14 protein-coding genes, 1 pseudogene and 1 riboswitch are annotated in these 20,747 nt (G+C 71.0%); of the genes and pseudogenes, 5 read left to right on the plus strand and 10 right to left on the minus strand.

All coding sequences use genetic code 11. From position 1 onward, the window contains the following. Positions 1 to 126: 126 nt before the first annotated feature. The 3 genes and pseudogenes from murC to ftsW form a co-directional block, all read right to left on the minus strand. A complete protein-coding gene (gene murC, locus CACI_RS30280) occupies positions 127 to 1,536 on the minus strand; it encodes a UDP-N-acetylmuramate--L-alanine ligase (protein ID WP_015794696.1) in 1,410 nt (469 codons plus the stop codon). A 347-nt stretch (positions 1,537 to 1,883) separates the two neighbouring features. Further along, positions 1,884 to 2,966: pseudogene (murG, locus tag CACI_RS30285) on the minus strand (undecaprenyldiphospho-muramoylpentapeptide beta-N-acetylglucosaminyltransferase); the annotation flags it as partial. Between the two features lie 10 nt (positions 2,967 to 2,976). Beyond that, a complete protein-coding gene (gene ftsW / locus CACI_RS30290; RefSeq protein ID WP_015794698.1) occupies positions 2,977 to 4,230 on the minus strand; it encodes a putative lipid II flippase FtsW in 1,254 nt (417 codons plus the stop codon). A gap of 315 nt (positions 4,231 to 4,545) precedes the next feature. On the opposite strand from ftsW, the gene CACI_RS30295 reads away from it, so the two are divergent. Then, positions 4,546 to 5,985, plus strand: a complete 1,440-nt coding sequence (locus CACI_RS30295; RefSeq protein WP_015794699.1) for a glycosyltransferase 87 family protein — start codon at positions 4,546 to 4,548, stop codon at positions 5,983 to 5,985. Here the strand turns inward: CACI_RS30295 and CACI_RS48315 are convergent. Then, entirely contained in the window at positions 5,888 to 6,880 is a 993-nt protein-coding gene (locus CACI_RS48315; protein WP_015794700.1) for a DMT family transporter, read from the minus strand. The genes CACI_RS30295 and CACI_RS48315 overlap by 98 nt on opposite strands. 84 nt (positions 6,881 to 6,964) lie before the next feature. Here CACI_RS48315 and CACI_RS30305 point away from each other — a divergent pair, with 84 nt between their 5' ends. Together CACI_RS30305 and CACI_RS30310 are read left to right on the plus strand one after the other, a co-directional pair. Beyond that, positions 6,965 to 7,858, plus strand: a complete 894-nt coding sequence (locus tag CACI_RS30305) for an AraC family transcriptional regulator (protein WP_015794701.1) — start codon at positions 6,965 to 6,967, stop codon at positions 7,856 to 7,858. Between the two features lie 61 nt (positions 7,859 to 7,919). Beyond that, positions 7,920 to 8,567 (plus strand): tetratricopeptide repeat protein, encoded by a 648-nt coding sequence (locus tag CACI_RS30310; protein ID WP_015794702.1) that lies wholly within the window; start codon positions 7,920 to 7,922, stop codon positions 8,565 to 8,567. Between the two features lie 105 nt (positions 8,568 to 8,672). On the opposite strand, the gene murD is transcribed toward CACI_RS30310, so the two are convergent. After that, a complete protein-coding gene (gene murD, locus CACI_RS30315) occupies positions 8,673 to 10,157 on the minus strand; it encodes a UDP-N-acetylmuramoyl-L-alanine--D-glutamate ligase (protein WP_015794703.1) in 1,485 nt (494 codons plus the stop codon). 638 nt (positions 10,158 to 10,795) lie between these two features. Here murD and CACI_RS30320 point away from each other — a divergent pair. Further along, positions 10,796 to 11,404: a TIGR03086 family metal-binding protein gene (locus CACI_RS30320; RefSeq protein WP_015794704.1), complete on the plus strand. Its 609-nt coding sequence runs from the start codon at positions 10,796 to 10,798 to the stop codon at positions 11,402 to 11,404. A gap of 30 nt (positions 11,405 to 11,434) precedes the next feature. Here CACI_RS30320 and CACI_RS30325 read toward each other — a convergent pair whose 3' ends face one another. Both CACI_RS30325 and CACI_RS30330 read right to left on the minus strand, forming a co-directional pair. After that, entirely contained in the window at positions 11,435 to 13,228 is a 1,794-nt protein-coding gene (locus CACI_RS30325) for a gamma-glutamyltransferase family protein (RefSeq protein WP_015794705.1), read from the minus strand. Between the two features lie 75 nt (positions 13,229 to 13,303). Further along, on the minus strand, positions 13,304 to 13,891 hold the full coding sequence (locus CACI_RS30330; protein WP_041542714.1) for a TetR/AcrR family transcriptional regulator: 588 nt from the start codon (positions 13,889 to 13,891) through the stop codon (positions 13,304 to 13,306). A gap of 227 nt (positions 13,892 to 14,118) precedes the next feature. Here CACI_RS30330 and CACI_RS30335 point away from each other — a divergent pair, with 227 nt between their 5' ends. After that, positions 14,119 to 14,550 (plus strand): nuclear transport factor 2 family protein, encoded by a 432-nt coding sequence (locus tag CACI_RS30335; protein WP_015794707.1) that lies wholly within the window; start codon positions 14,119 to 14,121, stop codon positions 14,548 to 14,550. 4 nt (positions 14,551 to 14,554) lie between these two features. Here CACI_RS30335 and erm read toward each other — a convergent pair whose 3' ends face one another. From erm to CACI_RS30350, 3 genes are all read right to left on the minus strand, one after another. Beyond that, on the minus strand, positions 14,555 to 15,319 hold the full coding sequence (erm, locus tag CACI_RS30340) for a 23S ribosomal RNA methyltransferase Erm (protein WP_395994349.1): 765 nt from the start codon (positions 15,317 to 15,319) through the stop codon (positions 14,555 to 14,557). Positions 15,320 to 15,567: 248 nt separating this feature from the next. Beyond that, positions 15,568 to 19,284, minus strand: coding sequence for a cobaltochelatase subunit CobN (gene cobN, locus CACI_RS30345; protein WP_015794709.1), 3,717 nt, complete (start codon positions 19,282 to 19,284; stop codon positions 15,568 to 15,570). Between the two features lie 45 nt (positions 19,285 to 19,329). After that, positions 19,330 to 19,464, minus strand: a riboswitch (cobalamin riboswitch). Between the two features lie 14 nt (positions 19,465 to 19,478). Beyond that, positions 19,479 to 20,423, minus strand: coding sequence for a cobalamin biosynthesis protein (locus tag CACI_RS30350; protein WP_015794710.1), 945 nt, complete (start codon positions 20,421 to 20,423; stop codon positions 19,479 to 19,481). Positions 20,424 to 20,747 lie beyond the last annotated feature (324 nt).

The raw sequence follows: 20,747 nt of genomic DNA on the forward strand, positions 1-20,747 counted from the left end.
CCCACGGTTAGTTGCGATACAACCAGTAATGAGAATACTTCTCTGTCGCGTGCGGGCACGACGGAAAAGGGCGCCCCGCGAACGGGACGCCCTGTTCTGTATCTTTGCTCTGTATCTTTCCGGCGGTTACGCCAGCAGCTTCAGCAGCCGCGGACCGATCTCGGTCACGTCGCCGGCGCCGACCGTCACGACCAGGTCGCCCGGCGCGGCCAGCTCGGCGAGGCGCTGCGGGACCCGGTCGAAGTCGGGCTCGAACACGCTCGCCTCGGGCGGGAGTCCGGTCTCGGCGGCGATCACGTCGCCGCCGACGCCGGGGATCGGCTTCTCGCCGTGCGCGTACACGTCCAGCACCACGACCACGTCGGCGCCGCCGAGCGCCGGGCCGAACTCGTGCAGGAAGGTGTTGGTGCGGAAGTAGCGGTGCGGCTGGAAGGCGGCGACGACGCGCCCCTGCCCGGCCAGCTCGCGCGCGGCGGACAGGACCGAGGCGATCTCGGTCGGGTGGTGGCCGTAGTCGTCGTAGACCTTCACGCCCGAAGCCTCGCCGAGGAACTGCATCCGGCGTCGCGCGCCGCTGAAGCCCGCGACGCCTTCCAGGTACGGCTCGACGTCCACGCCGAGCGCCAGCGCGACACCGAGCGCGGCGGCCGCGTTGAGCGCGTTGTGCCGCGCCGGGATGGACAGCGTGATCGGGCCGTGGGCGTCCTCGGCGGTCACCAGGGTGAAGACGGGGAAGCCGCCGACGGTGCTGACGTCGGTGACGCGGATGTCGACGTCCGCGCCGGCTCCGTAGGTCAGCACCCGGACACCGCGCGCGGCGGTCCGCTCGGCGATGGTGCGCGCGGCGGGGTCGTCGGCGTAGCAGACCAGCGTCCCGCCCGGCTCCAACCGGCCGGCGAAGTCCTGGAACTCGGCCCGGACCTGCGCCACGTCGGCGAAGTGGTCCGGATGGTCGAGCTCGATGTTGGTGATGACCGAGATGTCCGGCCGATAGTGCGTGAACGTGCCATCGGACTCGTCGGCCTCGGCGACCAGCACGTCACCGGAACCGGCGTGCCCGGACTCCCCGGTCTCCCCGATCTCGCCACCGATGACGAAGCTCGGGTCCAGCCCGGCGTGCCGCAGCGCGACAGTCACCATCGAACTGGTGGTGGTCTTGCCATGGGTCCCGGCGATGGCGACCGAACGGTAGCCGGGCATCAGCGACGCCAGCGCGGAGGCCCGGTGCAGCAGGCGTAGACCGCGGGCCTTGGCCTCGACGACCTCGATGTTGCCGGCAGGGATGTCGGTGGAGACCACGACGGTGTCGACGCCGTCCAGGTTCTCCGGCGCCTGCCCGATGGCGATGGTCGCACCCAGCGCCCGCAGCTCCTGCACGGTCGCACTGTCCTTGATGTCGCTCCCGCTGAGCGGCAGCCCACGCCCGAGCATCGCGCGCGCCAACGGCGCCATACCGACGCCGCCGATGCCGACGAGGTGGATGCGCCCGAGTTCGGCAGCCGGGACGACTTCGGCCGGAGCCGGGAAGCGCGTCATCGGTCGCCGTCCTCGGTGGCGGTGGCTTCGGCAGCCACGGCGGCGGGGACTTCGGCGGGCTCGGCGGGCTCAGTCGCAGTCGCTTCGGCAGGCTCAGCAGCCTTAGCGGGCTCAGCGGCAGTCGCTTCAACCGGCTCAGCGGGCTCGGAAGCGGCCGACTTGGCGACCTCAGCGGGCTCAACGGCAATCACTTCGGCGGGCTCAGCAGCCTTAGCGGTCTCAGCGGCAGTCGCTTCAGCCGGCTCAGCAGTCACTTCGGCGGCCTTGGCAGTCTCAGCGGCCTGAGCCACCGACCCCGTCGCCGCGCCACCAGCACTACCAGCGCTACCCGCGCCAACACCGCGCGGTCGCGTCACCCCCGCCGCGGCGAACACCAGATCCACGATCTTCTCGTCCGCGTCCCGGATGCCGAAGCGGCGTGCCGCCTCGCTCATCGCGGTGAGCCGCTCGGCGTCGAGCAGCAGGGGCACCACGTTCGCGGCGAACCACTGCGGGGTCAGCGCCGCGTCGTCGATGACCAGCCCGCCGCCGGCGGCGACCACCGGGGCGGCGTTCAGGCGCTGCTCGCCGTTGCCGACGGGCAGCGGCACGTAGACCGAGGGCAGCCCGACCGCGGCCAGCTCGCTGCACGTCATCATGCCGCTGCGCGTCATCGCCAGGTCGGCGGCGGCGTAGGCGAGGTCCATGCGGTCCACGTACGGCCGCGCCACGTAGGGCGGTCCGTCGGGGTCGGCCTCTATCGCGACCGCGTTCTTGTCGCCGTAGGAGTGCAGTACCTGGATGCCCGCGTCGTGGAGGGTCTTCACCGAGGCGACCATCGTGTCGTTCAGCCGGCGCGCGCCCTGCGAGCCGCCGGTGACCAGCAGCGTCGGGCGGTCGGGGTCCAGGCCGAAGGCCTTGCGGGCCTCGGCGCGGACGGCCGCGCGGTCCAGGCCGGTGATGGCCGGGCGCAGCGGCATGCCCACGCAGGTCGCGCCGGGCATCGGGACCGCCGGGCTGCCGGTGAGGACGTGGTCGGTGAACTTCGCGCCGACCCGGTTGGCCAGGCCCGGGCGGATGTTGGCCTCGTGCACCACGATCGGCCGCTTGGCCCGGCGCGCCGCCAGGTACGCCGGCAGCGCGACATAGCCGCCGAAGCCGATGACGACGTCCGCGTCGACGTCCGTGATCACCTGCTGCGCCGCCTTGACCGTGCCGAGCAGCCGCGAGGGCAGCGTCAGCAGCGCCGCCGAGGGCTTGCGCGGCAACGGGACCGCCGGGATCAGGCGCAGCTCGTACCCGCGGGCCGGGATCAGCTTGGTGTCCAGGCCCTTCTCGGTGCCCAGCATCGTGATGCCGATCAAGGGGTCGGCGCGCCGCAGGGCGTCCGCGGTGTTCAGGGCGGGTTCGATATGCCCGGCGCTGCCGCCGCCGGCGATGACCACATGCACGCGGCCCACCCTATCGGTCGGCGGGCACTCCGCTCGGACGCGGTGCGGTGACACCCTGCTCGCGCACCGTGGCCGGATCCAACGGCTCCGGCCTCCGTCTGGCGAAGGACATGAGCATCCCGACCGCCGTCAACGAGGGCAGCAGCGAGGACCCGCCATAGGAGACGAAGGGCAACGGCACGCCGGCGATCGGCAGCACGCCGGTCACCGCCCCCAGATTGATCATCATCTGCGCGGCCAGCCAGACCGTGACCGACGCCGAGACCAGCCGCACGAACGGATCGCTGGTCCGCAGCGCCATCCGGATCCCGGCGTAGGCGATCGTGAGGAACAGCGCCAGCACGGTCAGCGCGCCGATCAGCCCCAGCTCCTCGCCGATGATGGCGAAGATCATGTCGGTCTGCACCTCCGGCAGCTGCCCCCAGCGCTGCTTGCTGGCTCCCAGGCCCTCCCCGAACCAGCCGCCGCTGGCCAGCGCCTGGAAGGCATGGATGGCCTGATATCCGGTGCCGCCGGGGTCGTTCTCCGGGCTGAGGAAGTTGGTGAAACGGCGCACGCGCGAGGGCCGCATCAAGATGGCGAGCGTCGCCAGCCCCACGGCGGACGCCAGCAGGATCGAGAACAGCCGCCCCGGCGCCCCGGCCGTGAACAGCAGGCAGAAGACGATGGCGACGATGATTATCGAGGTCCCCATGTCCCCGCCCATCATCACCAGCGCGATGATCAGCACGGCGCCGGGCACCAGCGGCACCAGCAGGTGGTCCCAGGTGGTGAGCAGCTTCTCCTTGCGCACCAACAGGTCCGCGCCCCACAACACCAGCGCCAGCTTCGCGAACTCGCTCGGCTGCACCGTCAGCGGACCGATGATCAGCCAGTTCTTGTTCCCGTTGTGCGAGGACCCGACCGCCAGCACCAGCAGCAGCGCCAGCACGGTCCCGACCAGCGCGGGATAGGCGAGCGCCCGGTACGCGCGCGGAGGCAGCCGCGAAGCGCCCCACATCAGCGCCAGTCCCAGCACCGCGGAGATCGCCTGGTTCTGGATCGAGGACAGCATCGGCCGGCCGTTGACCAGGTTGTTGACACTCGAGGCCGAGAACACCTCCAGCAGCCCGATCCCGAGCAGCAGCAGCACCGCCCCGACCAGCAGGTAATACGACGTGAGTTCGAGGTCGAACAGGGATTTCAGGACCGCGCGACGGGCCCGCAGCGCACGCACGGCGTTCTTCAACGGCGACGCCTGCGAGCCCGCGGCCTGTTCACTCATGGTCCTTAGGGTAGCCAGCGCGCGCCGGACGGGGGGTCAGCTTCAGGGCGGCGTGGTGTCGGGCCGCCGAACACGCTTTCGCCGGGCGATGAGCTTGGTCGTCGCCGAGCGATCAAGTCGGTCGCCGCCACTCGCTCGAAATGGTCGCCGCCGAACGATCGGGACCTCCCGCGCCAACCGTCCAGCTTCAGGCAAAGACCCTCATGACCGGTCGCTGGCGCGGATCGGCAACGTCTACAGTGGGCACCTGTCGCCCGCGCCAGCCGTCGGGCACCGCGTCGTCACGCCTGTAGCCACCCGGGGGGTTCGTTCCGCATGCCGCAGCCACCGGCCACCGTCCGTTCCCTCGCCGGCCTGGGCTCCGCCGCGTACAGCACCATCCGCCGCGGCGAGCGCGCTCCCTACCTCGGCATCGCCTCCCAGCACCTGCGCATGGCCCGGGGGCGGACCCTCGCCGTCGTCGGCGTCGTGGCCTTCCTGTGCTCGGTCTGGCTGCGGATCGTGGTCGTCTCGCACCATCCGCAGGACCTGTGGCTGACGATCGACCTCGACGTCTACTACGAGGCCGGCAGATCGCTGCCGCACGGCCAGGCGAACCTGTACTCCAGCGGTTTCGGTCTGGGCGGTCTGCCCTATCTGTACCCGCCGCTCACCGCTTTGGTGTTCGAGCACCTGACCTGGATCGACTTCGACCAGATCAGGGTGCTGACGGCGGCGGTCAGCATCGGCTGCCTGGTCACGGTCGCCTGGTCGGCGTGGGGCATGCTCGGCTACCGCGCCGGCTTCGGGCGGCTCGGCGCGACCGGCGCGGTGGCCGCCGTCGGCATCTGGCTCGAGCCGGTGCACTCCAACCTCAACCTCGGCCAGGTCAACATGGTCGTGATGGCGCTGGTCATCTGGGACCTGGCGCAGGCCGACCGCAGATGGACCAAGGGCATCGGGATCGGGCTGGCCACGGCGATCAAGCTGACACCGGGGCTGTTCATCGTCTACCTGCTCATCACGCGGCGGATCCGGGCGGCGGTCGTCGCGACGGGCAGCTTCGCGGCGGTCAGCGGCGCGGTGTGGCTGATCCTGCCGAAGGCCTCGCGCGAGTTCTGGTTCCACGCGATCGGCGTCACCCCCTTCGGTCGGGACTACGCCGCCAACCAGTCCTTCCAGGGCATGTTCCTGCGGCTGCTGGACAACAACGACAGCGCGGCGAAGTACCCGTGGCTGCTGGCCAGCGCGCTGATCGTGGTCGTCGGCCTCGCCGCCGCCGCCCTGGCCGCCCACCGCGGCGCCGAACTGCTCGGCGCGTGCGTGGTCGGCGTCGTCGCACTGGAGATCTCGCCGATCTCCTGGACCTGCCACTGGGTCTGGTTCGAGCCGCTGGTCGTGCTGGCCGCCTATGCCGCGATCCGCACCGGACAGCTGCGGACGCAGGTCTGGGCAGCGGTGGGCACGATCGCCGCCCTCGCCTGGCCGATGCGCGTCGGCGCCGACGGCGGGTCGAACCCCAAGCAGCCGCTGGTCCCGACGGGACTGATCAACTACGCGCCGCGCTCGCAGGGGCGGGAAGAGGCGTGGGATCCGTTCCAGATCCTGCTCGGCAACGCCTACGTGCTCTGCGGAGTCGCGTTCATCGTCGCCGTCGCTGTGCTGGAACTGCGCCGGCTCAGCCCGCTGTCGTCTGGCGCCTCCGCCGAAGTGCCGGCCGAACGCGCGCCGCTGGATGCCGCCACGAGCGCCACGAGCGCCACGACCGCACGCTGATCCGCGCCCGCCCCGCGAGCGCCGCACCGACCAGCAGCACCACCGCGCCGCCGGCCTGCACCGGAGTGAACGACTCGCCGAGGAACAGCGTGGCGCACGCCGTGTTCACCGCCGGCACGAGGAACATCATCAGCGACGCGCTGGCCGGTCCGACCGCGGCGACCCCGCGGTAGTACAGGACGTTCGCGACCGCCGTGGCGCCGATCGCCAGGTAGGCGACGTTGAGCCAGACCTCTGAGGGCAGCGCGCCCCACTGCACGCTCCCCATGTCCGGCGCGGCGACCAGCGCCAGCAGGACGGCGCCGGTGCAGGTCGCGTACGCCATCGCGGTCAGCGGCTCGATGCCGGCCAGCACCTTCGGAGCGGCGAGGGTGAACGCCGCCCAGCAGACCGCGCTGAGCACGTACAGCAGGTCCCCGAGCAGGCGGTGCGACCCGCCGCCGGCGCTGTTCGCCCCGATCAGGTACGCCGCGGCGCCGCCGAGGCCGAGCGCGAGACCGATCAGGCGACGGCGCGAGGCCTTCTCGCGTCCGCTGATCAGCAGGAACGAGGTGGTCAACACCGGACTCATGACCGGGATCAGGATCCCGCCGTCCAACGAGGGCGCGAGCGAGAGTCCCCAGAAGAAGAAACCGTTGTAGGCGAAGACTCCCAGCACCCCGGCCAGGCACGCGCGCACCGAAGCCCGCATCCCGACCTTGGGTCGCGGCACCCCGCGCCGTCCGGTCAACGCCCTCGCGATCAGCAGCGCGATCGCGCCGCCGCCGAAGCGCAGGGTGGCGGCGACGGTGTGCGGGACGTGGTCGACCACCGTCTCCGAGCTGGAGAACGCGCCGCCCCACAACAACATGGTCACCGCGAGGAGGAGGTACGGACTGCGCTGCTGTGCTGACATGCCCCGAGCCTGGCGGGCGTCCCACCATCCGGTCTTGAACGCTCGTGCGGCCGCGAACGCGCAGACCCGGGCCACAATGGAGGTATGGCAGGCACCCGAGGCTGGGCCGAGTACTGGCGCGACGACTCCCGCGGCCTGGAAGCCATGCACGCGCGCTTCCGCGACCACGTGTACGCCCCGCACTCGCACGACGCCTACTCCTTCGGCGTCACCGACGCCGGCGCGCAGCAGTTCCACTGCCGCGGAGGCCTGCACACCAGCGCCGCCGGCATGGTGATGGTGCTGAACCCCGACGATCCGCACGACGGCCGCGCCGCCGCCGACCTCGGCTACCACTACCGCATCGTGCACGTCTCGCCGCAGATCGTGCGTGCGGTGCTGGCCGACGCCGCGGATCTGACCGACCATGCCGATCCGCTGGAGGTCGCTGCTTCCTCCGCCTCCGCTTTCGCCGGCTCCGCCGTTCCCCTGCCGTTGTTCACCCGACCGGTCCTCGGCGATCGCCGGCTCGCCGACGCCATCGCCGGCCTGCACGCCGCGCTGGCTGCCGACGCCAGTCCGCTGGCGCGTGACGAGCGTTTGCGCGCGGTGATCCTCGGCGCACACCTTCGCGGCGCTACTCGTCCGCCGCGTATCAGGACTCTGAATGACGGCGCGCAGCGAGAGGCGGCACACCGTGCCAGGACTCTGATGCGCGAGGCGTATCCGGAGCCGCTGCCGGTGGAAGTGATCGCCGAAGCCGCCGGGTGCAGCAGGTTCGCGCTCTACCGCGCCTTCTCCGCCGAGTTCGGCATGTCCCCCAGCGACTACGAGCGCCAGCTCCGGCTGCGCCACGCGCGCTCGTTGCTGGCCGCCGGCAGCGCGCCGGCCGACGTCGCGGCGGCCACCGGCTTCGCCGACCAGGCGCATCTGGCGCGCTGGTTCAAGCGCGCGTACGGCATCACGCCGGGCGTCTTCGCGCGCGGCTCGGGGAGCTGAACCCGTCCTGGGATATCAGAGGGCTACCGTCGAACAGACGAGCGGCCTACCTTGAGTGCTCATGACGTACGAAATCCCGCCGGAGGCCCACCGCCTGCACGCCGAAGGGCGCTCCGCCGGCTCCCGCGGCGACTACGACCGGGCTCTGGCACTGCTCGGCCGGGCGGCGGCACTCGCCCCGGACTGGCCCTACCCGCCCTACGACGCGGCGTTCACGCACCTGATGCGCGGCGACACGCGCGCCGCGCAGAACCTGTACGAGCGGGTGGCCAACCTGTCCCCCAGCGGCTTCTTCACCTGCCGCACGACGCTGGACATGCTGAAGCGGGAGCACGCCGGACAGCTGGCGCCGGGGTTCTCGCGGGCGTTCGTACAACTGGAGTGGCTGGAGGACCGCGCGGAGAAGATGCGGATCCTGCGGAGCATCACCCAGCGCTTCCCAGGCTTCCCGCCGGCGTGGAAGGAACTCTCGCTGCTGCTGGAGGACCCGCAGGACCGCCTGATCGCCTTGGACAACGGACTGGCCGGTGATCCGGACCCGGAGACCCGCACCACGCTGCTGCTGAACAAGGCGGGGTTGTACGCCTCGGTCGGCGACGTCATCGCCGCGACCGCGCTCTACGCGGTGATCGCCGACGATCCGGACGTGACGCCGACCGGTGCGGCGTTCGCGCGGGCCTTTCGGGACAAGCAGAATCCGGGGATGTAACTCTGGTCGCGGCTTTGGTACGGAATTTGGGCTCGCCGCCTTGAGGGAAGCGGCGGAGCAGTCGCCTTTGTCCGTTGCGTTAGTCCGTCGCGTTAGTCCGTTGCGTTAGTCCGTCGCCTCTGCCTTCGCAGCCTTCACAGCCTCGGCGAACACATCGCCGCGCTGTCCGTACGAGGTGAACATGTCCATCGACGCGCACGCCGGCGCCAGCAGCACCGTGTCCCCGGACACCGCCATCGTCCGCGCCGCCGCGATCGCCTCGGCGATCACCTCGGCGGCCTGCTCCGGTCCCGGTCCGCCGAGGTCCACCACCGGGACCTCCGGTGCGCGGCGGCGCAGTGCCTCGGCGACCAGGTGGCGTTCGGCGCCGAACAGGACCGCGCCGCGCAGGCGCTTGGCGTGCCGCTCCACGAGGTCGTCGAAGTCGGCGCCCTTGGCCAGGCCGCCGGCGAGCCAGACCACGTGGTCGTAGGCGCCGATCGAGGCCGAGGCGGCGTGCGGGTTGGTGGCCTTGGAGTCGTCGACGAAGTCCACGCCGTCGATCGTCGCCACCCAGGCGATGCGGTGCGGTTCGGGCCGGAACTCGCGCAGCCCGTCGCGCACCGCCGCGGGCTCCACGCCGTAAGCGCGGACCAAGGCGGCGGCGGCCAGGGCGTTGGCGATGTTGTGCGGGGCGTTCGGCTCGACGTCGTAGACGGTGCCGAGCTCCGCGGCGTTGGTGCGGCGGTCGGCGATGAAGGCGCGGTCGGCCAGGATGCCGTCCACCACGCCGAGCATCGACAGTCCGGGCGCGCCGAGCGTGAAGCCGATGGCGCGGCAGCCCTCGACGACGTCCGCCTCCTCCACCAGGCGCACCGTCTCCAGATCGGCGGCGTTGTACACGGCGGCGACCTGGCAGTTCTCATAGGCGCGGCCCTTGGCGGCAACGTAGTCGGCGTAGGAGCCGTGCCAGTCGATGTGGTCCGGCGCGATGTTGAGCACCGCCGAGGCCAGCGGGCTCAGCGTCGAGCTCCAGTACAGCTGGTAGCTGGACAGCTCGATGACCAGCACCTCGAACGGCTCCCCGGCCTCCCCGCCGGCCTGCCCCCGCAGCACCGCGTCAAGAACCGGATACCCGATGTTCCCGCACGCCGCGACCCCCTTGCCCGCCTGCTTGAGCATCGCCTCGGCCATCCGCACCGTCGTGCTCTTGCCATTGGTCCCGGTCACCACCAGCCACGGCGCGTAACTCCCATCGGCCAACGGAGCCCGCAACCGCCACGCCAGCTCCGCATCCCCCCAAATCGGCACCCCGGCAGCCCGAGCAGCAGCCACAATCGGCGCCGAAGGCGGCAACCCCGGCGTCACCACCAGCAGCTCGGTCCCCTCCGGCAGCGTCGCATCATCCCCCAGCCGCACCACCGCCCCCTGCGCGGCAGCCCCCGCCGCCCGACCAGCCGTCGCCGCATCGTCATACCGGTCGATCAACGTCACCCGCGCCCCCCGCGCCAGCAAAGCCGCCGAAGCCGACAACCCCACCACCCGCGCCCCCACAACGGTGACAACAGCACCATCGAACTCCACAGGACCGGAAGCGGCGAACTGGTTCATGGCCCAAATCCTATGCGCTCACACCCCCCACCAGCCGCTCGGCCACAGCCACCAGCTCCCCCCACCGCACCACCCGCTCACCCCACCCGGGCACAGGAACATGCAGCCCCTCAGTCCACCGCCCCACGCCGCGCGGTCGCCGTGGGTCAGGGCTGCGGTGCGGCGTGGGAAGGTACGGCATGCGCTACCGCAGGCGTCGTGGCGACATCAGTGATCGGCTACCGGCGGCGTGCCTGGAGTTCCAGAAGTACAGATCGGCTGCGCTGCCCCAGGGATCGCCACTGATCAGGATCGATTCGGTCTGCAGACCGATGTCCTTGGAGTCGCCGGCCGCTTAGCGGCGGAATCGGTCGGAGATGTCAGCCAGGTCAGTCCACCGTGCTCCAGCACCGGGCCCGCGACCAACACCGCCACCTGGGTGTCGTCGGTCGTGCTTGCCCAGATCCCTGCCGCCGCTCCAACCGCGGGAGCCGTCCGCACCGCCAACGCACGATCTACCGGACTCGCAGCCTCGTCAGATCCGTCGGACCGCTATATGCCCCGCCCCATCCGTCACCCTCCGCATCCTAAGCGCCAGCTCACACCCGCTTCGCCTATTCAAGTGGACCAGCGTTGCCATGGCGGCGGATCATCGGAGCATGACCGATATCAGGGACCTGAACGCTCGTGCGGTGCGCGACAGTATGGATGTTGTCAGGCAGGTGCAGGTCACGGACTTGGGGCGGCCTACGCCGTGTGAGGGGTGGACGCTGGCGGATCTGCTGGGGCACATGGCGGTGCAGCATCGGGGGTTCGCGGCGGCGGCTCGGGGTGATGGCGCTGAGATGAGGCACTGGGAGTTCGTGAGTGCGGGGGCGGATGCCGTGCAGCAGTATCTTGCGGCGTCGGAGGATGTGCTCGCGGCCTATGCGGAGCTCGGCGATGATTTGGAGGGCGCCGTCTTCGAGTTGCCGGAGTTCAGTGTCGATCCGCCGCGGTTCCCGGCGCGGTTGGGCATCGGGTTCCACTTCATCGATTACGTCGTGCACGCCTGGGATGTGGCCGTCACGATCGGCATCGACTTCGAGCTGCGGCCGGAGTTGGAGCAGGACGCGCTGCGCATCACGCTCGCCGTGCCGAACGGCGACAACCGGACCGCGGACGGCTCGGCCTTCGTCTCCGCGTTGGAGATTCCCGAGGACGCCTCGACGCTCGACAAGATCCTGCTCTACCTCGGCCGGACGCCCGGCTGGCGCCCGACCGCGTAGCCAAGCCGCCAGCCCTACCTCCCCACAGCCCTACCGCCCCACCGCGTACCCCTGCATCCCCCGAGGATTGGCCGCCCCGCGCACCAACCCCCGCTCCGGATCCCGCCCGACCACGCACATCCGCCCCAGCGACCAGTCCCCCGACACCACGACCTCGTGCCCCCGGCGCCGCAGCCCGTCCACCACCGCGGCACCGAGCCGCGCCTCGGCGACGACCCGCCCCGGATAAGCCGGCCGCGGGTAGAACGACTCCGGGAAGTGCGAGGTGTGGAACGTCGGCGCGTCGATCGCCGCCTGCAGGTTCATCCCGCCGAGCACGTGGTTCAGCACGAACAGCAACTGCCACTGGTCCTGCTGGTCGCCGCCCGGCGACCCGAACGCCAGCACCGGCTCCCCGCCCCGCAGCGCCAACGTCGGCGAGAGCGTCGTGCGCGGCCGGAGCCCCGGTGTCAGGGTGCTGGCAAGCCCGTCCTGCAGCCACGTCATCTGCATCCGTGTCCCCAGACAGAACCCGAGCGCGGGAATCACCGGCGAGGAGTGCAGCCAGCCGCCGCTGGGCATCGCCGCGACCATGTTCCCCCACCGGTCGACCACGTCCACGTGCACCGTGTCGCCGCGCGCCTCACCCCGCCCCGCCCCCGACGCGACCGGCTCGCCGGTGGAGGCATCGGCGGGAATCGGGAGCCCGGGACGCTCCGGCATCAGCGGCGCACGTCCAGCCGGCGACCCCGGACGCAACTCCAGCGAAGCGACCTCGCCGATCAACGCCCGCCGCTCGGCGTTGTACTCCGGCGAGAGCAACGCCCCGAGCGGCGTGTCGAAGCCGTCCCCGTACCAAGCCTCCCGGTCGGCGAAGGCGAGCTTGGCGCCCTCGACCACGCGATGGACGTAGTCCACGGTCCCCGGCTCAAGCTCCTGGCCCTGCAACAAAGCCAACTGCTGCAACAGAACCGGGCCCTGTCCCCACGAACCGGTCTTGCAGAACGTGTAGCCGCCGAAGTCATAGCGCACCGGCTCCTCATAAGAGGGCTGCCATGCCGCCATATCAGCACCCGTAATCACTCCGGCATGATCCGAGCCGGAGGAATCCCGCCACGCAGTACGCGCGAACGCGTCGACCGCCTCGGCGACGAACCCCTGCCGCCAGGCGTCCAACGCGGCATCGATCCGCGCCTCGCGCGTCGAACGCGTAGATCGCGTGGATCCGGAAGCCTCAGCCAACCGCTGATACGTCGCAGCAAGCGTCGGATTGCGAAACACAGACCCCGCAACAGGAACCTCCCCACCAGGAAGGTAGACCTCAGCAGAAGGCGCCCAGTGCTCACGGAACATCGGCTCGATATCCGCAATGCACTGCGATAGCGCCGGCGTGACCGGATAACCGTCCCGCGCATACCCGATGGCGTAGGCGAGCACATCGGCGAGTTCCATCGTCCCGTGGTCCCGCAGCAACGTCAGCCACGCCGGAACCGCCCCCGGCACAGCCGCCGCCAGCAACCCCGAACCCGGCACGAGCTCCAAGCCCAGGTCCCGGAAGTGCCGCACGCTCGCCCCGGCCGGCGCCACACCCTGCCCGCACAACACCGTCGGCCGCTTGTCGTCCCCGCGCGCGAAAATGACCGGCAGGTCACCGCCGGCGCCGTTCTGATGCGGCTCCACGACATGCAGGACAAATCCCGCAGCCACCGCGGCATCGAAGGCGTTGCCGCCGCGCTCCAGCACCGCCATACCCGCCGACGCGGCGAGCCAGTGCGTGCTCGACACCATGCCGAACGTGCCGCTCAGCTCCGGACGTGTGGTGAATCCCTGGGAAACCGTCATCATCGCACCCTCCTGCCAGCCATTACCCTAGGCGCCCCACCGGCGCGAGCCAAGGGTTGATCAGGAGTTGGTCACTGCTCAGCGGCTCGGACGCGGCCGCAATCCGTCGGCCACCAACCCCGCCACCCGCGGCACGTCCGCCAACGGCGCTGAGCGCGCGGCGGCGATGGCGCCGATCACCAGGGCGTGCAGATCCTCGACGCCCACATCGGCACGCACCGCGCCGGCGTCCTGCGCCCGCCGCAGCAGATCGGCCAGCGCGGCCTTCAGCGCCCCGGCGATCTCACCGGTCGCCGCCCGGACGTCGATCCCGTGGCTGGTCAACGCCTCGGCGAGGTCCGTCTTGTCCCGCGCGTCGAGGGTCATGGCCACGAAGGAGGCGTAGAACGCCGGGCCCGGATCCGGTTTCGCCAGCGCGCCGCGCACCTCGGCCAGCATCGTCTCCATTCGGGCGATGAGCACGGCCGCCAGCAGCTCTTCCTTGGTCGGGAAGTGCCGGTAGACGGTGCCCGCGCCGACCCCGGCGCGGCGCGCGATCTCGTCCAGCGGGACCGCCGGACCGTCGGCGGCGAACGCCTGCGCGGCCGCCTCCAACACCCGCTGACGGTTGCGGCGCGCGTCGGCGCGCAGTGGTCGTTCGGCGGCGCTCGGCGGTAGGGCGACCACCGGCGGCGCGATGGCGCTCGGCGGCACAACGGCGGCCGGCGACACGACGGCCGGCGCGCTCTGCCCGGCGACTCTACCTGCCCCCGTATCGGCTTTCGCGGACCCGTTCACAGCGCCAGCGTAGTCCCCCTCGACAACCGGGGCGCCCGCCCCGTATCGTTCGGGACGAGCCAAACGGGGCGCTCGCCCCACTTACTTCCACCCGCCTTCGCCACCAGGAGACCCGCATGTCCGAGCACGTCCGCACCAGCCGCGAAACCGTCGAACTGCTCCTGCGCACCGTCGTCGAGGGCAGCCGCGACGAGCTCGCCGACCTGTACGCCGAAGACGTCGTCATCACGAACCCGTTCATCGCCGAGGAGCACAGCGCATACCGCGAGACCCGCGGCAACGCCGCCCTGCGCGCCCGGACGAAGCCCTTCGCGCAGTTCCTGCAGTACTCGCAGGTCAAGGACGTCACCCTCCACGAGACCACCGACCCGCAGGTGACGGTCGTGGAGTTCACGGTCGTCGGCACGCTCCTGCCCACCGGCGAGGGGTTCGAGATGCCCTATGTCAACGTGATCCGGGTCGTCGACGGCCTGATCGCCGAATCCCGCGACTACGGCGACAGCGTGCGCGCCGCCAAGCTGCTGGAGTCGATCCAGTCCGCCGCCTGAACCCTCAGTCGCGCACCAACTCCCACAACCGGGCCCAGTCCTCGGCCGCCAAGTCCTTGGGCAGAGCCCGGACCGGAATCCGGCTCCAGCGGACCCACTCCCGCAACTCGGCACGCCGCACCCGACCCGTGCGCGCGATCATCTCCTCCACCCCGCGCCCCGGCGCCTGGAAGACTTGCTTCACAAAGGTCTGATACCCGCTTCGCTCCTCGACCAGCGGCACGGGACGGCGCCACATCGTGAGCAGCCCGGCGTCCACCGACGGCACCGGCCGGAACGCGGACGCCGGGATCCGGCGGACCAGACCGAAGTCGTACCAGGGCCACCACGAGGCTGTCAGCATGCTGGCACCGCCGACCCCGGCCCGCCGCCGCGCCACCTCCCACTGCACGATCAGCACGGCGCTGCTCCATCCGCGCTCGGATAGCAGCTTCCTAATGATCGCGGTCGTCAGGTGGAACGGGATATTGCCGACGATCGTGTGCTCCGCGGCCGGAAACCGGTAGCGCAGCACGTCGGCACGCACCACATCCGCCCGACCGCCGAACCGCTCCTGAAGCCGCCGCACCCGACGCGGATCGATCTCCAATGCCGTGACCGGCCGATTCAGCCGGGAGAGCGGTCCGGTCAGCGCGCCGTCGCCGGCGCCGAGTTCGATGATCGGACCCTGCGTCTGCTCGCGGACCAGCCGCTGGATTTCGGCGATCAGCGCCGGATCGGCAAGGAAGTTCTGCCCGAGTTCCTGGCGCCCGCCAGGGAATTCGGACACGTAAGGGGAAGTCTTGTGGCGCTGCATGTGGTGCTCCGCGGCTCGCTCGCGATCGAAGCCGGGCAGCACTGAACGACCGCACCGGCAGGGACTCGGATGCGGCGGGACTGGCGGATCAGGGGATCAGCTACCCGCCGTCAGAGGCGGGTGCGAATGATCATCGCGGTGCAACACATGGTCACGGAGCCTAGCAAGGGCGCGCTGGATCTTCCCGTCATTTATGTGGCTGTACGGCGGGAACGAGGGTGTCACTCCCCTTCGAGCTCCCCCTCCAGCTCCAGGAACACCTGGCGCAGCCCGTCCAGCGTCTCCGCCTCCGGCTCGGCCCACAGCCCGCGCTCGGCGGCCTCCAGCAGCCGCTCGGAGATCCCGCGCAGCGCCCACGGGTTCGAGCGCTCCATGAACGCGCGGTTCGTCTCGTCGAAGACGTAGGTCTGCGCCAGCTGCTCGTACATCCAGTCGTCCACGACCCCGGCGGTGGCGTCGTAGCCGAACAGGTAGTCGACGGTCGCGGCCAGCTCGAAGGCGCCCTTGTAGCCGTGGCGCTGCATCGCCGCCACCCAGCGCGGGTTGACCACGCGGGCCCGGAAGACGCGGTGCGTCTCCTCGGCCAGTGTTCGAGTCCTGACAGCCTCCGGCACCGCCGAGTCGCCGACGTAGGCCGCCGGGGAGGTCCCGGTCAGCGAGCGCACCATCGCGACCATGCCGCCGTGGTACTGGAAGTAGTCGTCGGAGTCGACGATGTCGTGCTCGCGGTTGTCCTGGTTCTTCGCCGCGACCTGGATGCGCCGGAAGGAGTTCTCCATGTCCCCGCGCGCCTCGCGGCCGTCCAGCCCGCGGCCGTAGGCGTAGCCGCCCCAGACGGCGTAGACCTCGGCGAGGTCGGCGTCGGTGCGCCAGTCGCGGGCGTCGATCAGCGGCAGCAGACCGGCGCCGTACGCACCGGGCTTGGAGCCGAAGATGCGGGTGGTGGCGCGGCGGCGGTCGCCGTGCGCGGCGGTGTCGGTGGCGGCGTGCGCGCGCACGAAGTTGTCCTCGGCGCCTTCGTCGAGGTCTGCGACAGCCTGGACGGCGTCGTCGATGAGCGCGATGACGTGCGGGAACGCGTCACGGAAGAACCCTGAGATGCGGACGGTCACATCGATGCGCGGACGTCCCAGCTCCGCGGCCGGCACCACCTCGAAGCCGGTGACCCGGCGCGAGGCCTCGTCCCACACCGGACGGCAGCCCAGCAGATGCAGGATCTCGGCGATGTCGTCGCCCTGCGTACGCATCGCCGAGGTGCCCCAGACGGTGAGACCGACCGAGCGCGGATACTCGCCGGTGTCGGCGAGGTGGCGCGCGATCAGCGACTCGGCGAGCGCCTGCCCGACGTCCCAGGCGTTGCGCGAGGGGATGGCCTTCGGGTCGACCGAGTAGAAGTTGCGACCAGTCGGCAGGACACTGACAAGCCCGCGCGTCGGCGCCCCGGAGGGACCGGCGGGGATGTAGCGGCCGTCGAGGGCGCGCAGAACGTTGGTGATCTCGTCGGTGGTGCGCGCCAGGCGCGGGACGAGTTCGGTGGCGGCGAAGCGCAGGACGGCGACGATGCCTTCGGCTGCCTGCGGTTCCACCTTGCGAGCCGCAGCCGTAGCCACACCGCTGAGCACCGCATCGCAGACCTCTGGTACCGCCGCCGGATCCCAGCCCGCCGCGGCCAGCGCGTCCACCAGCCGCCGGGCCAGCGTCTCCAGCATGTCCACGGCATCCGACGCCGACCGCGCCGGGACGTCCCCGGCCAGCTCCGCGAGCAGCTCCGGCACCTTCACCGCCGCCCCCGGCTCGGCCAGCAGCACCTGCTCGTCGAGCCCGACGTACTCCGCCAGCGCCTGCCGCAGCCCGGTGACCGCCCCGTTCACGCCGCCGAAGACCTGCTTGGCGCGCAGGATCGCCAGCACGTCGGCGACCAGCTCCTCACCCTCCGGCGCGCGCCCGAGGATGTGCAGCCCGTCGCGGATCTGCACGTCCTTGATCTCGCACAGGTACCCGTCCAGGTGCAGCACGAAGTCGTCGAAGTCGGCGTCGGCGGGCGGGTGCTCGACGTCCCCGTGCAGGATCGCGGCGAGGTCGTGGTGCAGCTGCGCGGCGCGGATCAGGGTCCAGATCTGCGCCCGCACCGCCGGCGTCTTGTCCGGGTCCAGCGCCTGCACGGTCGCGTACTCGTCGAGCAGCTGCTCCAGCTTCGCCAGGTCGCCGTAGGTGTCGGCGCGCGCCATCGGCGGCATCAGGTGGTCCACGACGGTGGCGTGCCCGCGCCGCTTGGCCTGCGTACCCTCGCCGGGGTCGTTGACGATGAAGGGATAGACCAGCGGCAGCTCGCCGAGGACGGCGTCCGGGGCGCAGGACTCTGACAAGCCCAATCCCTTGCCGGGCAGCCATTCCAGCGTGCCGTGCTTGCCGAGGTGCACGACGGCGTCCGCGCCGAAGCTGTGCTCCAGCCATCGGTAGGCGGCCAGGTAATGGTGGCTCGGCGGCAGGTCGGGGTCGTGGTAGATGGCGATGGGGTTCTCGCCGAAGCCGCGCGGCGGCTGGATCATCAGCAGGATGTTCGCGAACTGCAGCGAGGCCAGGACGATGTCCTCGCCGTCCACATACAGCGACCCGGGCGGCTCGCCCCAGTGCTGCCGGATGCCCTCGCGCAGGTCGTCTGGGAGCTTGGCGAACCAGGACTCGTACTCACTGAGCGGAACGCGCGCCGGCGCTGCGGACAGCTGCTCCTCGGTGAGCCATTCGACGTCGTGGCCGCCGGCCGCGATGAGGCGGTGGATGAGCTGGTCGCCGTCCTCGGGGAAGTCGCCGACGGTGTAGCCGGCTTCGCGCAGCGCGGTGAGCAGGCGGACGGCGCTGGCCGGCGTGTCGAGCCCGACGGCGTTGCCGACGCGCGAGTGCTTGGTCGGGTAGGAGGACAGGACGAGCGCGAGCTTCTTGTCCTGGTTGGGGATGCTGCGCAGGGCGGCATGGCGGTGGGCGATGCCTGCCAGGCGCGCGGCGCGTTCGTCATCGGCGGTGTAGACCGGGATGCCCGCTTCGCCGTTTTCCTTGAAGGAGAAGGGAACAGCGATCAGGCGCCCGTCGAACTCCGGGATCGCGACCTGCATCGCGGCGTCCATCGGGGTGAGGGCCGCGTCAGAGTCCTGCCATGCCTCGCGCGAGGAGGTGAGACAGAGTCCTTGGATAACTGGGACGTCCAGGGCGGCGAGCGCGCCGACGTCCCAGGCGTCCTCGTCGCCGCCGGCGCTGGCGTCCGCGGCGTTGGCGCCGCCGCCGGCCAGAACGGTCACGACGAGCGTGTCGCAGCGGCGCAGGAGGTCGACGAGCCCGGCGCCGGCCGTGTCCGACAGCCCGCGCAGGGAGCCGCAGTAGACGGGAAGCGCGTTGGCGCCGCGGGTTTCGAGGGCGTCAGCGAGGGTGTCTACGAACGCTGTGTTACCCGAGAGCTCATGCGCCCGGTAGAAGACGATGCCGACGGTAGGGCGGTCCTCGCGCTGCTCGCGGCCGCCGTGGACGCCGAACTCGGGCATCGCTTGCGGCGCATCGAAACCCTCGCCGCCGCCGAGGACGGTGTCGGTGAGGAAGTTCGCCAGCTGCTCCAGGTTCGCCGGACCGCCGGCGGTGAGGTAGTTGAGGGCTTCGGCGACCACGCCGCCGGGGACCGTCGAGAGCGCCATGAGTTCGGCGTCCGGCACGGCCTCGCCGCCGAGCACGACAGCCGGCAGGCCGCTGGCGGTGATCGCCTCGACGAGCCAGCGCCACGGCCGATGCCCGCCGAGCAGGCGCACGACGGCGACGTCGGCATCGGCCACCAGGGGCGCGAGCGCGGCGGCGTCGAGACGCGCGGGATTCGCGGTGCGGTAGGGGGCGCCGCACGCGTGGGCGGCGAGGAGCTCGGTGTCGGCCGTGGACAGCAACAGAACGCGCGCGGGCATGCGACGGCACTTCCTCTCGCGGAGTCCGCGCTCCGCCTCGGGCTGATGGGGTGCGGACGGCAGGCAGTTCCTGGCTCGCGGCCCGAAGGTCGCTCACAGTTGCGGGACAGCGCCCGATTCGCACGGGCTTCCTGGGACTGTCGTCTTGGTGCACAGTGTGCCAGATGGACGGCGGAGGTCTACCGCTCTCCTCCCTACCGTGATCGCGCGAGGGCTCCCGCCAAGCGTGCGGCCGCGACCGCCGAGGCGAGCCCGACCGTCGCCGACAACACCGCGGCCCGACGAATGTCCGCCACGCGCGGCGCACGACCGGTCCCCATGACAGGACGATGCTCGACGGCGTCGCCATAGGTGTTGGTACCGCCGAGGCGCACGCCCAGGGCACCGGCGGCGGAGGCTTCGCAGCGTCCCGCATTCGGACTTGGATGCCGGGCGCCATCACGTCGCAGAACCCTGAGCGCCCGCACCGGGCTGCCGCCGACAACCGGCGCCGCAGCTACGGTGACGACACCGGTGAAGCGTGCGGGAACCCAGTTGAGGACATCATCGAGGCGCGCCGAGGCCCACCCGAAGTTCCGGTACTTGGCATTGCGGTAGCCGACCATCGCATCCAGCGTGTTGGACGCCCGATACGCCAGCAGCCCCGGAATCCCCGCCACCGCACCCCAGAACAACGGCGCCACCACGGCATCAGAGGTGTTCTCAGCCACCGACTCCACCACCGCCCGCGCAATCTGATCGGCATCCAACCCCCGCGGATCCCGCCCACACAGATGCGGCAACCGCTCCCTCGCCGCCGCAAGATCACCGCCACCCAACGACTCCCCGATAGCAGAAGCCTCACGCCGCAACGAAGTCCCACCCAGCACAGTCCACGTAGCCGCAGCAGTCAAAGCAGCACCAACCACCGGCCGCCCCCGCCCGACCCACTCAGCCGCAACCCCCACCACCCCCGCCCCCGCAACAAGCACCCCGGCATAAGCCACCCCCGCACCCCGCGAATCCGCATACAAAACCCCCCGCACCCCCGAAGCCACCCGCCCAAACCCCGCCACCGGATGCCCCCGCCCCGGATCCCCAAAGCACCAATCAGCCACAAACCCCACCGCCAACCCCACCACCCGCGCCGAAGATCGCATCCCGCCAATCTAGCGACGCCCCCACACCCGCCCGCCACGACGCCACACCCAACGCCCACCCCGCCCCGCGAACTGCGAACCAATCCGCCTGATCACCTCGCCCACACCGGCCAGCCCCGCCACCGGTCAGCCGCACCTCGCCACCACGCCCTGGCCAGAACTAGCCCCGCCGAACCTGCCAACCAACCTGCTTGATCACTCCACCCGCACCGGACTGCCCGCCATCAACAAGCCGCACCTCGCCCCGGCGAATCTGCCAACCGATCCGTTTGATCGCCGAGCCCGTCGCCGACCACCACTAGCGCCCTACCGCCGCGCCGCCCC

This window comes from Catenulispora acidiphila DSM 44928, assembly GCF_000024025.1.
Taxonomy (GTDB): Bacteria; Actinomycetota; Actinomycetes; order Streptomycetales; family Catenulisporaceae; genus Catenulispora; species Catenulispora acidiphila.